The 14,170-nt window shown below is 66.2% G+C and carries 16 protein-coding genes; 2 read left to right on the top strand and 14 right to left on the bottom strand.

The window, feature by feature from the left end:
• Nucleotides 1–22: 22 nt before the first annotated feature.
• From ACDP63_RS03600 to ACDP63_RS03590, 3 genes are all read right to left on the bottom strand, one after another.
• Nucleotides 23–1,066 (bottom strand): toprim domain-containing protein, encoded by a 1,044-nt coding sequence (locus tag ACDP63_RS03600; protein WP_058099097.1) that lies wholly within the window; start codon nucleotides 1,064–1,066, stop codon nucleotides 23–25.
• Nucleotides 1,066–5,415 (bottom strand): strawberry notch-like NTP hydrolase domain-containing protein, encoded by a 4,350-nt coding sequence (locus ACDP63_RS03595; RefSeq protein ID WP_409927695.1) that lies wholly within the window; start codon nucleotides 5,413–5,415, stop codon nucleotides 1,066–1,068. The genes ACDP63_RS03600 and ACDP63_RS03595 overlap by 1 nt, the downstream gene beginning before the upstream one ends.
• A 158-nt stretch (nucleotides 5,416–5,573) precedes the next feature.
• Entirely contained in the window at nucleotides 5,574–5,996 is a 423-nt protein-coding gene (locus ACDP63_RS03590) for an antirestriction protein (RefSeq protein ID WP_074970573.1), read from the bottom strand.
• Nucleotides 5,997–6,156: 160 nt separating this feature from the next.
• On the opposite strand from ACDP63_RS03590, the gene ACDP63_RS03585 reads away from it, so the two are divergent.
• Both ACDP63_RS03585 and ACDP63_RS03580 read left to right on the top strand, forming a co-directional pair.
• Nucleotides 6,157–6,414 carry a type II toxin-antitoxin system Phd/YefM family antitoxin gene (locus tag ACDP63_RS03585; protein WP_058098140.1) on the top strand — a complete coding sequence of 86 codons (258 nt, stop codon included), beginning with the start codon at nucleotides 6,157–6,159 and terminating at the stop codon, nucleotides 6,412–6,414.
• Entirely contained in the window at nucleotides 6,411–6,794 is a 384-nt protein-coding gene (locus ACDP63_RS03580) for a type II toxin-antitoxin system VapC family toxin (RefSeq protein WP_058098141.1), read from the top strand. The genes ACDP63_RS03585 and ACDP63_RS03580 overlap by 4 nt, the downstream gene beginning before the upstream one ends.
• A 17-nt stretch (nucleotides 6,795–6,811) precedes the next feature.
• On the opposite strand, the gene ACDP63_RS03575 is transcribed toward ACDP63_RS03580, so the two are convergent.
• The 11 genes from ACDP63_RS03575 to ACDP63_RS03525 all read right to left on the bottom strand — a co-directional run bounded on the left by ACDP63_RS03575 (nucleotide 6,812) and on the right by ACDP63_RS03525 (nucleotide 14,064).
• Entirely contained in the window at nucleotides 6,812–7,456 is a 645-nt protein-coding gene (locus ACDP63_RS03575; protein WP_088233766.1) for an antitoxin of toxin-antitoxin stability system, read from the bottom strand.
• A complete protein-coding gene (locus ACDP63_RS03570) occupies nucleotides 7,449–7,865 on the bottom strand; it encodes a hypothetical protein (RefSeq protein WP_074970577.1) in 417 nt (138 codons plus the stop codon). Before ACDP63_RS03570 ends, ACDP63_RS03575 begins: the two co-directional genes overlap by 8 nt.
• Nucleotides 7,866–7,931: 66 nt before the next feature.
• Nucleotides 7,932–8,489: a hypothetical protein gene (locus tag ACDP63_RS03565; protein WP_039194755.1), complete on the bottom strand. Its 558-nt coding sequence runs from the start codon at nucleotides 8,487–8,489 to the stop codon at nucleotides 7,932–7,934.
• A 131-nt stretch (nucleotides 8,490–8,620) separates the two neighbouring features.
• The gene (locus tag ACDP63_RS03560) at nucleotides 8,621–8,989 is read right to left on the bottom strand and encodes a thermonuclease family protein (RefSeq protein ID WP_012092610.1); all 369 of its coding nucleotides are present in this window, start codon (nucleotides 8,987–8,989) and stop codon (nucleotides 8,621–8,623) included.
• A gap of 39 nt (nucleotides 8,990–9,028) precedes the next feature.
• Nucleotides 9,029–9,409: a DUF6915 family protein gene (locus ACDP63_RS03555; protein WP_012092609.1), complete on the bottom strand. Its 381-nt coding sequence runs from the start codon at nucleotides 9,407–9,409 to the stop codon at nucleotides 9,029–9,031.
• A 10-nt stretch (nucleotides 9,410–9,419) separates the two neighbouring features.
• A complete protein-coding gene (locus ACDP63_RS03550) occupies nucleotides 9,420–9,908 on the bottom strand; it encodes a DUF6878 family protein (RefSeq protein WP_012092608.1) in 489 nt (162 codons plus the stop codon).
• Between the two features lie 210 nt (nucleotides 9,909–10,118).
• The gene (locus ACDP63_RS03545; RefSeq protein WP_166507195.1) at nucleotides 10,119–10,283 is read right to left on the bottom strand and encodes a hypothetical protein; all 165 of its coding nucleotides are present in this window, start codon (nucleotides 10,281–10,283) and stop codon (nucleotides 10,119–10,121) included.
• 424 nt (nucleotides 10,284–10,707) lie between these two features.
• A complete protein-coding gene (locus ACDP63_RS03540; RefSeq protein WP_012092597.1) occupies nucleotides 10,708–11,004 on the bottom strand; it encodes a hypothetical protein in 297 nt (98 codons plus the stop codon).
• Nucleotides 11,001–11,267: a DUF6117 family protein gene (locus ACDP63_RS03535; protein ID WP_012092596.1), complete on the bottom strand. Its 267-nt coding sequence runs from the start codon at nucleotides 11,265–11,267 to the stop codon at nucleotides 11,001–11,003. The genes ACDP63_RS03540 and ACDP63_RS03535 overlap by 4 nt, the downstream gene beginning before the upstream one ends.
• 71 nt (nucleotides 11,268–11,338) lie before the next feature.
• Nucleotides 11,339–11,815 (bottom strand): hypothetical protein, encoded by a 477-nt coding sequence (locus ACDP63_RS03530; RefSeq protein ID WP_012092595.1) that lies wholly within the window; start codon nucleotides 11,813–11,815, stop codon nucleotides 11,339–11,341.
• A 98-nt stretch (nucleotides 11,816–11,913) separates the two neighbouring features.
• Entirely contained in the window at nucleotides 11,914–14,064 is a 2,151-nt protein-coding gene (locus tag ACDP63_RS03525) for a chromosome partitioning protein ParB (protein WP_409927694.1), read from the bottom strand.
• Nucleotides 14,065–14,170 lie beyond the last annotated feature (106 nt).

Genomic DNA, 14,170 nt, shown 5'->3' with positions numbered 1-14,170 from the left:
GCCTCCGGGGCCGATCACACCCTCACCCTTCCATGAAACGGCGGACGTCTTCGGGATGAAGCTGATCCTTCAAGGCCGCCCCGAGGGCATCGGCGCCATGGCGTCGCAGATCATCGTTGAAATCGCCCTCGCGCGGCATGAGCGAGACCGCCTCGATCCCGAGATCGGCTGCTCTGGCGGCCAGTCGGTCTCTTGCACCGTCCCCGGCCGGGTCGCGATCGCGCAGGACATAGAGCCTGCGCAGCGACGGCGGGAACAGGATGGCGGCGAGGTGAGCGGCCGAAAGCGCCGCCAGCATCGGCATGCGGGGCAGGACCTGGCGCGGCGACAGCACGGTCTCGATGCCCTCGCCGGCGGCGAGCACCTCATCGGCGATGCCGAAGCGGACCGCGTGGCCGAGAAGGTCGCCCATCGCCCGCCGCGGTGTCTCGACAGGCGCCTTGCCGGAACCGTCCGGGGCGAGCCATGTGCGATGCGCGCCGGTCTGGTGGCCGGTGAGATCGGTGACGGCGGCGACCACCGCCGGCCTGATCTCGGTGGGCGCATGCTCGTTGGGCCTGTAATAGCACCGGGGATGGTAGCGCAGCGCGGTGGTGCCTTCGAGCGTGGTGATCGCTCGCCGGTTGAGGTAGATCGCAGCAAGGGTGCCGTGGATCGGCTGCGCCATGGCGAAGAGCCGCCGCGACGCTTCAGGCGAACCGGGTGCCGCGCCGGATGTGCTGTCGGTCGGCGCTCTCGTCTTTGCCGGTTCGGGATGCGGGAGGGCGAGGAAGCGGCGCGCTTCCTCAGCCACGTCCTTGAAATCGGCGAGGCCGAGCGCCTCGCGGATGACGTCGAGAAGGTCGCCATGCTCTCCCGTCGCCATGTCACTCCACTTGCCCGCCGCACCCTTGCCGGATTCCGGGCCGGTCAGTCGCACGAACATGGAGCGTCCTGGGGTGTTCTGCACGTCACCGACCAGCCAGTATCGCCCGGCGCGGTGGCCGGACGACAGGTAGTGGCGGCAGACCGCCTCGGCCTCTCGGCCAAGGCGGATCGCCAGTTCGGATGCGTCGTGCCTGGGCATCAGGCTGCCTCCCGCTCGCCGATGCGCTCGACCGGCCAGCGGTCGAAGAGCTTCCCGAGGATCGCCGGACCGCTGGCATCGACCGGCACGAACATGCGCAGCTTCCAGGAGATGATCTCGTGGAACAGCCCATAGGCCGTGAGGCGCTGGCGCATGGTGTCGGTGAAACCCGACAGCTCGATCCGGTTTGCCCCCATGACCCGGACCCGGCGAAGCTGGAGGCCCTCAGCGAGATCGAGGATGGTCCGACTTTCCAGCAGCGCCGCGAAGGCATCGTCCGGCGAGACCGAGGTGATGCCGGTCTCGGTCGCATTGGCCGCCCAAGCCGGGGAGACCTTGCGGCCGATGATGCGCTCGCCGGCGTCAGACTGAAGCCGATAGACGCGAGTGGAGTCGTTCGGCAGCCGCTTCCAGATCGGTAGCAGCAGGCCCGTCACCATGTGCAAGGTGGACTCGGCGAACTCCGGCACCTCCGCGACTTCGGCTTCCCAGGCCGATGCGAAGGCATCCCTGTCGGCTTCGACCCAATGGGTCTCGCGCATCATCCTGACCTGGACGTTCTGCGCTTCCATCGGCCGGATCAGCCGGACGCGGCGCTCGATCTCGCCATCGTCCAACATCACGCTGGTGGTGGGGATCTGCACCGCTGCCCGGCCTGAGCGCTCGTTGATCAGCAGCCTGGCGCGGGGATCGTCGAGTTCCGCCAGCGCGGCGTCGAGCGTCACCGGGCGGTTGCGCCTGCGTTCGGTGATGGTCAGCAGGCTGGTCTCGGCCCCGGTGCGCGGGTGCGTGTAGATCACCTGCCGATCCGTCACTACGAAGCTCTCGGCGCGCAGGGTCTCCAGCCCGGCGTCATAGGTGCCGGAGGCGATGGCGCCCTCGATGCGGGCGGTCAGAAGTTGTTCGAAGGCGGTGAAGAGGATGCCCTGAAGCTCGATGGTCAGCGCCAGCAGCCGGTTGAGGAAGGTGGTGATGGCCGGCAAATTGTCCTTGATGCCGTTCGCATCCATCAGCTTCAACCCGGTGGCAGCCTCGAACCGCTCCAGTGAGCAGCCGTCGACCTTGCCGCGCACCAGCAGGAGATAAAGCTGGCGCAGCGCGTCACGGGCGTAATGCGATTCCAGGTTATCTTCCGGGCGGAACAGGCCCTGACCACCGGTCTGGCGCTGGCCGCGCGTAATCGCGCCCAGCGTGTCAAGACGGCGGGCGATGGTCGAGAGGAAGCGCTTCTCGGCCTTCACATTGGTCGAGATCGGTCGGAACAGTGGCGGCTGTGCCTGGTTGGTGCGATGCGTGCGGCCGAGGCCCTGGATGGCGGCGTCCGCCTTCCACCCGGCTTCGAGGAGATAGTGGACACGCAGCCGGGTATTCTTCGCCGACAGTTCGGCGTGATACGACCGGCCCGTGCCGCCCGCATCGGAAAAGACCAGCACGCGCTTCTGATCGTCCATGAAGGCTTGCGTCTCGGCCAGGTTGGCCGAACCGGCGCGGCTTTCCACGACGAGCCAGTCGATGGTGACGCTGCGTTTGCGGACGATACGGCGCGAACGACCCGTGACCTCGGCCACCGTGTCGGTCCCGAAATACTGGATGATCTGGTCGAGCGCGCCGGGAACCGGCGGCAGGCTGGCGAGGCTTGCGATCATCTCGTCGCGCCGGGCCGCGGCCTCGCGGCTCTCGACCGGCTGGCCATCACGATAGACCGGGCGCGAGGACAGATTGCCCTCGCTGTCGGTGAACGGCTCGTAGAGTTGGACCGGGAAGGAATGGGCAAGGTAATCTAGGACATATTCGCGCGGCGACAGGTCCATTTTCAGATCGCCCCATTCCTCGGTGGGGATCTCTGCCAGCCGCCGTTCCATCAGCGCCTCGCCGGTCGAGACGATCTGGATGACGGAAGAATGTCCCGCTTCCAGATCGGCCGTGATGGACCGGATCAGCGTCGGGGTTTTCATCGACGTCAACAGGTGCCCGAAGAACCTCTGCTTGGCGCTCTCAAAGGCCGAGCGGGCGGCGGACTTGGCCTGCCGGTTCAGCGTGCCGGACCCGCCCTCGCCGCCGGTGATGTTGGCGGCCTGCATCGCCGCATCGAGATTGTTATGGATGATGGCGAAGGCATCGGCATAGCTGTCGTAGATGCGGACCTGTTCAGGGGTCAGTTCGTGGTCGAGCAACTCGTATTCCACGCCTTTGAAGGACAGCGAGCGGGCGGTGTAGAGGCCAAGCGCCCGCAGGTCGCGGGCCAGCACCTCCATCGCCGCGACGCCGCCGGCCTCGATCGCCTCGACGAACTCCGCCCTGGTCGAGAAGGGGAAATCCTCGCCGCCCCAGAGACCGAGCCGCTGCGCATAGGCGAGATTGTGGACGGTGGTGGCGCCGGTGGCCGAGACATAGACGACTCGGGCATCGGGAAGCGCATGCTGGATGCGCAGCCCGGCACGGCCCTGCTGCGAGGCGGCGACATCGCCGCGTTCTCCCCTGCCTCCTGCGGCATTGGCCATGGCATGCGCCTCGTCGAAAATCACCACCCCATCGAAGTCTGTGCCCAACCATTCGACGATCTGTTTGACCCTGGAAACCCTTGTCCCCCGGTCGTCGGAGCGCAGCGTGGCATAGGTTAGAAACAGGATGCCTTCGTTCAGCGTGATGGGCTTGCCTTGCGGGAATCGCGACAGCGGCGTGACCAGCAGCCGCTCCATGCCGAGCGCCGACCAGTCACGTTGCGCGTCCTCCAACAGCTTGTCGGATTTCGAGATCCAGATCGCCTTACGCCGCCCCTGCATCCAGTTGTCGAGGATGATGGCGGCGGATTCCCGACCCTTGCCGACGCCGGTGCCGTCGCCGATCATGAAGCCCTGACGGAAACGGATTGCTCCCTCGGCATCCTCCGGCGCGGCGGCGAGATTGTCGAGCGTGTCATCGATCGTCCAGCCCCCGGCGAGGAAGCCCCCATGGGCCTCGCCCGCATAAATCACGGTCTCCAGCTGCGCCTCGGACAGCTTGCCGAGAATGTCGTTGGGAAGCGTCGGCCGATAGCTGGGCTTCGGCGGCGCGATGCTCGCCATCGAGGCCGACTGCACGAGCTGGGTAGGATGCGCCTGCGCCCCGTCGATGCGGATGGTCTGAAGCCCGTATTCCTCGTAGATCGCGTCGGAGAGGCCGCCGCCCTCGGCCGGTTCCCAATCCACGGTCTCGTAGGCGACCGGCACGGCCTCCGGTTCCGCAAGGGGCGCGGCGGGCGCGGATCGCGCGGCGCGGTTGACGTAGCCGCGCACGGTGCGGGGCGCGGTGGGTCGTGCGACCGGCACCGTCAGGCCGGGATCGACCGGCAGCCGCGTGGGAAGCAGGTCGGCTAGCCAGGCGATCAGCGTGGCCACGTCCGGCGCGACACCAGGCGCTGCCGGAAACACCGCCGCATCTTCGGCCGGCAGCTTGTCGATGACCGTGAGCCGGGTCGGGACAGTGGTGCCTTGCTTGGCATAGACCGAGCCGTCGATGGCGGCGGAAAAGGTGACGCGACCGCGTTCCTGCAGCCGGGTCCAGGAGGCGGTCCACGCCGGATTATCGGGGGCGAAGCTCGCGCCGGTGATGGTCACGAGCCGTCCGCCGGGCGCAAGACGCGCCAGCGCCGAAGCGACATGGCGAAAGGCGGCGTCACGCATGCGCCCCTCGACATTGGCCATGACCGAGAACGGTGGATTCATCAGCACGACGGTCGGGACAAGGCAGGGATCGAGATGGTCATCGATCTGGGCCGCGTCGAAGCGGGTAACGGAAAGGGCCGGAAAGAGAGAGGAAAGCAGGCCGGCGCGCATCTCGGCCAGTTCATTTACGAGAAGCGTGCCGCCGGCGATCTCGGCCAGGATGGCGAGGAGCCCGGTGCCGGCCGAGGGCTCCAGCACACGGTCGGCAGGCGTGATCGCCGCCGCCGTGACCGCCGCGAAACCGAGCGGGATCGGGGTGGAGAACTGCTGGAAGGTCTGCGCTTCTTCCGAGCGGCGCGTATGCGTCGGCAGAAGCCCGGAGATCTTGCCGAGCTGCGGCAGGATCGCCGACTTCGAGGCGGCTTTACGGAAAAGCACATTGCCGTATTTGCGCAGGAAGAGGACGGTCGCAGCCTCGCAGGCATCATAGGCCAGCTTCCAGGTCCAGGCGCCGGTGGCATCGGAAGCGCCGAAACCCGCTTCCATCGCGCCGCGCAGCGTGGCGGCATCGACGCGCTGACCGCGCTCCAGATGCGGCAGCAGTAGGCCGGCAGCGGTGAATATGCGGGCTGCGGTCTCGGCGTCGTGGTCGCGCGGAAGCGGCGCGGTGGCGGATGCCGCCGCGGATGCGGAAATCATGTTCATCGGGGATTCCTCGGGAGAGCAAGTCAGGATCAAGCCGGGCAGCGCTCTCTCTCGACCGCACCGGCTCAAACCCCTTCCGGCCCATCTCTCGCTCTGAAGCCGTGGCGAAAGCAGGCATGAAACAAGCGCCCGACCGTCAGGCTGGGCGCTTGTGGGTTTCAGTCGATGGCCTGGAAGATCGCCGCCGCCTCCGGGTGATTGGCGGCATGTTCGTAGAGACGGCCATAGCCCTCGGCGAGTTCGTCGTCATCGTAGCGGAAGGAAAGATGCGAGAAGGCGAAGAGCGTGGCGATGATCCCAGCCGCATCGCATGAGACCTCGCCCTCGAAACCGTTGCCTTCGCAGAACAGGAGGTAACGGGGCTTTGATGTCGGCGCGAGATAGAGCGGCTGGCCGGCGCGTTCGTAGAAATCCCAGAGCCCGCCGCCGTAATCGGCGGGGCTGAGGATCTCCATGAATCGGAAGACGGCATGCTCGCCGATGATGAGCAGGCGCCGGCCGAAAAGGCGCGGCAGGAACTCCATGCGGCGCGCGTCGGGGACACGGGTTGCGGATTGAGAAGCAAGTTCGGGCAAAGCCATGATCGGTCTCCTGGAGGGAAAGGGACGGCAGCCGGACGACCCTCTCTCAACCCGTCCGGAGGCACCCTCTCCCGGCCCTCCTCTCGCTCTGGGGGCTTGAAATGGACCATTCTATGGACCATCTTGGCAGGATAGCGGAGAACATCTGGAGCGATGTGCGATGAGGGTTTCTGTCACCGAGGCGAAAGGGCAGCTCACCGAACTGGTGAAACGCGCCGAGGCCGGCGACGAGGTGATCCTGACCCGGCGGGGCCATGAGGTCGCCCGCCTCGTGCGGGTTGCTGTCGCAGCGACCCCGAAAGGCCGGCGTGCGCTGATGGAGCGGGTCCGGGCCACGGCGCGGGGCAAGGCACTGCCCGGCGCCGATGCCGCGCGCAGTCAGGACTTCCTCTATGGTGATGACGGGATGCCGGCGTGATCGTCGTCGACACCTCGGCGCTGATGGCGATCGTGCTGGACGAGCCGCAGGCCGAGACCTGCATGGCGGCGATCGAGGCGGCGGACGGATTGCTGATCTCGGCCGGAACCGTGGCCGAGACGCTGATCGTGGCCGGGCGCCGCAATGTTGGGGAAGAGATTGCCGCCCTGATCGAGGGCCTTGGGTTCGAGGTCGTCTCCGTCACGGAGGCTTCGGCACGCAGGATCTCCGAAGCCTATGCCCGCTGGGGCAAGGGCGTTCATCCCGCCGGTCTCAACTACGGCGATTGCTTCGCCTATGAGGTCGCGAGCGAGCGCGGCTGTCCGTTGCTCTTTGTCGGCGATGATTTCTCACGGACGGACCTGCGGTCGGTACTGTAACCCCGGAAAGCCGGGCTTTAGCCGAAGCGATTCCCATCAACTGTGAAGCTGTATTCGTTGGCACCGATGGCCTCATCGACCGCCTCATCCGAAGTCAGGTCATCGTAGTCGCGCTCAAGCTGGCGATAGAGCCAACGCGCGAGATCGCGCAATGCCTCGATGACGGTCTCCTCGGCATCGGCGGTCATGCCCTGCCCTGTCGGGCTGTCGCGGGTGACCGAGATCGCCATGCAGTATTCGTGATAGTATCGCCCCCGATGGGTCGTCTCGGCCGTCAACTGGTAGAAGTTGCGGCGTTGCGCCTGATGTAGGGCATCCGCGATGCGGTGCAGCTCCGCATCCTTCGGCGCATAGGCACGGATTTCCGCCGCCGTGCCTTTGCGATAGGAATAGTGGCCTTCGAACGCGGCGCCATCGCCCTGCGACCAGAAGCCCGTAAACCAGATGCAAGGCTCTTGTCGCACGCCGCCGCCCATGAGGCGGACGGTGCGGGTCTTGATGCGGATGCCGAGGATGTCCGCGATCCGCCGGAAATCCTCATAGACGGCATCGTACCAATCGTAGTCGAAGCCGCCCTCGCGATACCAGGCGCGGGCATTGTCTTTCGCGGCTTCGGAAAGCTCGTCGAGCCGATAGACCGTGGTTTCGATGACGTCAGGCATTGGGGTCGCCCCCGTCCAGAACGGTGGAAAGCCAACCGTCGGTGTAGATCCAGTCCACCGTCTCGCCGGTGGCGAGGTCGAGGACATGCGCGCCGCCCCCGAACCCGTCGATTCTCGGACGTGAGCAGGTATTGGCGTATTGCATCCCCCATAGCCCGGTCAGGCCGAACGCGGCGGCACAGCGTTTGACGAACTGGATGACATGCTCGGGATCGCCGGTGCCGTCATCGCGCATCCAGAGCTGGGTGCCGCCATGTTCGGGCTGGATCGAAAGCATGAAGCCGTCCGAGGGCGGATCTTCGGCGGCGTTTTCGTGCGCCAGCGCGTTGTAGAGATCAAGCGCGCGGGCGGCGTTCTCGGGGCTGCCCACGTCGAGCAGGCAGGAGAAATGGGTGAAGTAGTCGGCCATGTCAGGCTCCTGAAACGAGAAGGCCCGGCGCGGGGCCGGGCCTAGTGGATGGAAAGGGGCGACAGGTCAGGCAGCTTGTGGCAGCCGCAGCAGATCGGCAGTCGTCTCGCGCCAGAAGGGATCGACCAGCCGCGCCTCGAGCAGGCTGGCGCGGTGGCGGAGATCACGAGCCGATACCGCATCGCCGCGCCCGGATGCCGTGAAGGCCATGCCCCGCAGACGGCTGGCCTCCGTGACGGTGCGGCGAGCCTCGGCGTCGGAGGCGACCGGATGCTGCCAGAGCACGATCCCGGCCCGGACCTCACCGGCAAGGACAAGGCCCAGTTCGTTGTCCTGAATGACCATGACGCGGGGGCGAAAGCGCAGCGCATCGCCCTGTCCAACGCGGAAATCACCGCGCGCAACGCGCTGGCTGGCGATGATCAGCGCCTCTTCGGGGGATTGGCACTGGCCGATGACGAGCGTGCGGTCGAAGCCGCCGACGTCATCGCTTTCGTCATCGCTGGCGATACCGATGCAGGAGATGCGCAGCGGCAGCTTCTGGGCATGACGCAGCCGAGGCAGGATCTGTCGCGCGACAATTTCGCCGATCGAGGCGAAAGTGGTGTGGTGGGAAAGGCTCATGGGGAATGCTCCGCGACGGACGGCGGAAGCCCCTCTCCCGCCTCACAATCCGTCACGGCCAACCGGCCCGCACTCTTACTCTCCCGTCCCGACGGTGGATCGTCCCGCACCTCGGCGGGACGATCCGGCGATCAGCACCAGGGCTCACGCCGCCCGGCCCAGGTTCTCGCCAGCCCTTCATCGACGAGAATATCGCCGACATCGCGGCCTTCGACGCGTATCGCCGCCAGGGTCCGGCCATAGCGGTCGGTCCCCTGACGCAGGATTTCGACCCGCCGACCTTGCAGGATTTCCGCCAGCCTGATCTTCGCTTGCCGGGCAAGGTCGGTTTCATGGATGCAGCGGCCCTCCATTTCGGGAGCGTCGATGTTGAATATCCGAACAGCTTCGGACTGCTGTCCCATACCCAGCCGGATCGAGTCACCGTCCCAGACGCGGATTTCCGCCGGTTCGCAGGAAGCCGTGCAGAGCAGGACGGAGATGACGATATGGCTGAGCATGGCAAGAGGCTTTCATAAGGGGGAGGCTGACGCGACTGCTCAGACTTCTTCCTGAAGTCGGCCATTGACGCAATGCGGATCGACCTCCGCCTCGATCCGCTGCGTCCGCCCCATCCAAGGCGCCGGGTGGATTGCCCGCGCCCAATCGGCGAAGGACGGGATACGGCCCAGATCCTCGCGGACATGCTGCTCCCCGACCCATCGGGCCGGGATCACCCTGCCGGTGGACAGGGTGATCGTCGCCCCGAAAATGGTCTCGGCCATGAAGATGCCCTCGGCATGGTGGCGAAGCGCGCGATGACGAAAATCGGCCAGGATCTCCTTGCTGGCATCGAACCAGCTATGGATGGGCAAGTAATCCTCGACCGTGCCGCCCCATTTCTTCACCGACGAGAGCGCATGATGATAGGGATGTGCCATTTCCGCCCCCTCAGAACTCGTGACTGTAGAATTCGGTGGCGGTGTAGCGCTCGTTGTAGTCGAGCGTGATGGTGCGCGCCGCCACATCGAAGCTGAACTCGCCATAGGCGCCATCATTGTTCTCCCAGCCGCCATGGGTTTCCGAGAGGAAGTCATAGGCGAGCTGTTCGATGGCCGCCTCAACGCCCATTGAGATTGCGGTCACCTTGTCGGTTCCCCATGCCACCGTGGCAATGGTGATCTCGCCCTGCGGCAGGTCCACGGTCCGGTCGTCCGATTGCGCGGTGATGTCCTCGATCTGGCCGCTGTCGCCAGAACCGTCGAAGGTGACGGTCACGAGAGTGATGCCTGCGGCGGCCAGCGCATCGAACAGCGCCGTCTTGTTGTCGGGACGGACCGCTTCAGCGCGACGGTTGCGCTCATCGCGCTCGGCGAAGAAGCGCGCGACGCTGGCGGCCATGTCGAATTCCGGCGTGGCTGGTTTGTCGGTATCGGTCATTGGATGATCCTCCAGGAGAGCGGGATGATATGGCCCGGCGGCGCTCTCCTCTCCTTCCGCCAGGCTCGCCCCGATCCCGGCCCAACTCTCCCTTTCCACAGCCGAGGCGAGGCCTCGGCACCGCCGCTGGCGATGCGCAGCCTGCGCATGGCACAAGGCCCGGCTGCGCCTGACGCGGGCCGGGCCGTCGGGCGGAGGCGCTTTCGCGCCTCAGCCGAAGGGATCGAGTTCGAGCTTCACCATCTCTTCGTCGCCGTCGAACTCGTCGGCGGGCATGGCGCCGTGGGTGCCGTCCCCGGCCTGGAACACGACGATCACGACCATCAGCGTGGTGGCGAGGCTGGCGGCGAAAGCGGTGGCATCTGCGTAGGACATGGGTTCCGGCTCCTGTCTTTGGAGGCGGGGGACCATCCCCCGCGCGACAGGCGCCCGAAGTGTCTGACCGGATCTGCAATCACCCTCGGGCGTTCGGATTCTTTCCGAATCCCCGAGGGCGGCACGCGCGCGTAAGCCGACCCCACCGGGGTTGAATGCAAAGAGACGGTCGGACCAAGGTTAGCGAATGGAAGCGGGGGATGGTGCTTTGCGTCGAGCCGGTGCCGGAAACCCGTCGCAGATGCTTTGCTGCGCCAGCCTCGTTGCCGGCGGATATTCAGGGTGTGTTTCAGGCCGGGGACGGAACCCGTTGCCCCCACAACACCAAGGAGTTGGCGCAATGGTGAAGCTCGAACTCGATCCATCGCTGCTTGTGCAGCGATACCCGATAGCCCCGTGTGCAAGGTTCGGCTTTCAGGGCCGGTCAGTCCCAGAACCCATCGGCGATTTCGCGGGCGATCATGGCGCGGGCCTTCATCATCACATCGTCGCCGGAGGTGTCGATATGACCGAAAAAGCGCGTCCGGGCGCCATGGGCCGTCCAGTCGGCATAGCGGCAGTATTCGCGGGCATCGAGCCGGAAGGCGCGCATGTCCTCGGCCCAATGCGGTTTCGGTTCCACGATGACGGTGACGCCGTTGCGGGTTTCCTCCCAAGGAAGCGAGCGCTCCGATGGCGGATTGCGGCGGTCATCGGCGAAGATTTCATCGACCGTCATCATGATGCGCCCCCATCTTCGGCCTTCTCGACAAAGCCGGCAGGATCGTCGGGATCCGGCGGCAGATAGGCGTCATAGGGGTTGCCGCTTGCGAGATGGCCGAACGGCGTGAAGACGTAATCACCCCCGTCGCGGCCGACCGCGCACAGGACATAGCGTGTCTCACGGGTCGCGGCGTCGAGGCATTCCATAAGGGCGAGATTGCCGTCATCGGCAGCACGAAGCAGAGTGTCGAAGTTCGTTCGAACGGGATCGGGAATGGCCATTGTGTTCTCCTGAAACGAAGAAGGCCCGCCGTCACGGGACAAGCGGGCCGGATGAACGGGATCGGCGATGGTCACGCGGCAGCTCGACCCTCGACGGCATCGGCGCCTGCCTCGTCGGCGGTGATCTCCTCGAGGCGCGCGCGGCTGTAGCCGTTCCTGGCTAGCCAGAGTTCGGCCGCCTCGTGGTTCTCCGCGAGGTGCAGCAATTCGACGTTCTCTCCGACATCCTGCACAACACGGACCTGACCGATCTTCGGGCGTTCGACAACCCGGAAGCTCAGATCGCTGTCGATGCCGTAGCTGCGCATGATGGTGATGAGGATGATGCCGCCTTCGCCGAAATCACCCTCATGCAGGGTGAAGGACGGCGGCGTCGTGTAGGTCGGGCGCTCGCGGCCCGGTTCCTTGCGCACGAGGCGACCGGCCCCGTTGCGGGATTTCCACGCGGCGAGCTTCTTGGTGAAACGTGCGGGCGGTTTCGGCTGGCCGTCGCTATAGGCCACGAGCGAGCCGAGAGGCGCAATGTCGAAAATGAGGGAAGCGGACATGATCTTGCTCCTGAAACGAAAGCGGCCCGGCGAGATGCCGGGCCTTGAGATGGAAGGGATGGAATGCGGGGCGGCGGAGGCCGCCCCGCTGCTGCGCGTCACTCGGCGGCGACGAGGGCCTCCGGATCGTCGGCGGCCTCGGCCGTGTCCTCATGGCCACCGGCGAGGAAGTCGGGCAGCGCCACGCTGTCCTCGTCCTGATCGGTCGCGCCATCCACGGCCTGCGCCTCGATGGCGGGGCGCAGCGGCTCCGGCAGCCAGCCGGTATCGGCCAGGAGCCGTTCGGCCTCCTTCGCCATATCGCCCTTCTTGAGATGCGCGATGAGATCGGCCGCGCGATCGCCGGCGCCCTCGCGCACCGCCTCGATGATGCGGGTCTTGGTCACGCGACCCAGGTAGTTCTCGACCGTGGGCCTCCAGCCCGCTTCGACGAGATCGAGGCCGGTGGCCTGTGCCAGCCGTTCGGCCTCGGCCATGCGGCGGTCGAGACCGTGCTGCGAGATGCCATTCCCCGAATAGGGGTTGGGCCGCTCGTAAAGCGCGTTGACCCCGAAACTGACGCAATGGGCGAGCAGCGCCAGGCGGCTGGCATCGTCGAGACCGTCGATCCAGTCCCAGAGCCGGTCGTCATCGCCAGCGGGGATGTCGCCCCGCCAGGCGTCCGCGCGCTCGTCGATCATCTTCGCGGCGGCGCTGTCAGCGAGCCCGGTCGCATCCGTGGGAAGATAGATGTGACGCACGGCGGCATAGAGGCTGGTTCCCGAGGTGGCGGTGCGCTCGAAAGTATCGAGAACCAGCTTGTGCAGCAGCGCCGTCATGGCGACGCGCGGATTCTCGGCAAGCGCATTGCGCAACGCCAGCGTCCGCCAGGCGGTCAGGTCGGTCACCAGCCGCTCGGGCAGCGGCTTGACGGCATCGTCCTCCTCTTCATCGCCGTCCGGGACCGGCTCGCCGCCGACGGTGATAACCGCGCGCTGCACCGCATCGGGATCGGACGGGTCGGCACCTTCGCCCGCATCCTCACCATCGACGCTCTCGGGTTGTTCGTCCTCGGGGCGGACATAACCGGGACTGACGATCAACTCGCCATCGCGGTCGATGCTGACGAAAACACCGGCACGAGCGATGTCTTCCGGCGCGAAGGTGACGGGCCGGTTCTCGAAGCCTTCCAACTCGGCTTCGATCTCCCCGAGCCGCTGGTCGATCTCATCGGGCAGGTCGTCGGCTTCTGCATACTGCGCTTCGAGTTCGTCATACTCGTCGCGCAGCGCCTCGCGGGCGGTGCGCTCCTCGTCGGTCAGCTCCTGGGTCACACCGACCAGCCTGCGCAGGCCGTTGGCGTAGCCGTAGGGAAGTTCGACTGCCGCGTCGATCCACTTCCAGCCCTGTCCGGCGATCTCGTCGGCGACAGTGCGCAGCTTCTCGTCAACCAGGCGGTCGAGCAGCGTGACGTCCTGCAACCAACCGCCGTTCTCGTCGGAGAAGAGATCGCGCAGCACCGGGCCGCCCGCCGCCTCATAGGCGTCGATCCCGATGAAGCGGGCGCGCTTGTCGGCAGCCGGAACCGTGGTCTCGGTCAGCAGGCTGCGGATGTGCCAGGGCTCTTTCTGCCACGACGTGCTGATCCGCTCCCAGACCTGCTGCTGGCGCTCGTGGTCGGGATTGACGGTGAAGGCTTCCAGCATCGCCAGCGTCATCTCATTCCGCGCATAGGCGTCGTGCAGCGCCGGCGCGACCGTCGCGAGACGAAGGCGCTGCATGATGTAGCGCGGCGTGGTCCGCCAGGCGTCGGCGATCTCCTCCTTCGACATGCCCATGTCGAACATCCGCTTGAACGCCTTGAACTGGTCGAGCGGATGCAGGGCGAGGCGCAGCAGGTTCTCGGCCAGCGAGTCGTCGACTGCCGAGGTCTTGGCATCGGCCTTCTTGACGATGCAGGGCACGAGCCCTTCGGCCGGGAAGCGACCGGCTTCGACAAGGCGCGCGATGGACCTGTAGCGGCGGCCGCCGGCCGGGGTTTCGAACTCGCCGGTCTCATTGCCGTCCTCGTCGAGGATGGCGCGGACATTGAGACCCTGCACGAGATCCTCGCGCCGGTCGATGTCATGGGTAAGTTCGTCCAGACCCGCCTCGACATCGGTCTCGCGGACATTGCTGTCCGACAGCCTGATGCGGTTGAACGGAATGTCGCGCGCCCGTGAAAAGACGATCATCGGGGCGACGGGCTTCTTCCTGGCAGCTTTGGCCATGGTGATTTCTCCGCGACGGGCGGCCGGGAGCCACTCTCTCGACCTCCAACCCGTCACGAAGCGAAGCGCCGCCCTCTTCCTCTGAAGAGTGCGACGCCAGGCCACA

The organism is Paracoccus sp. P2 (assembly GCF_046335115.1).
In the GTDB taxonomy this organism is placed as follows: Bacteria; Pseudomonadota; Alphaproteobacteria; order Rhodobacterales; family Rhodobacteraceae; genus Paracoccus; species Paracoccus pantotrophus.
Note: the sequence above shows the minus strand (reverse complement) of the source record. Positions and strands in the feature narration are given on the sequence as shown.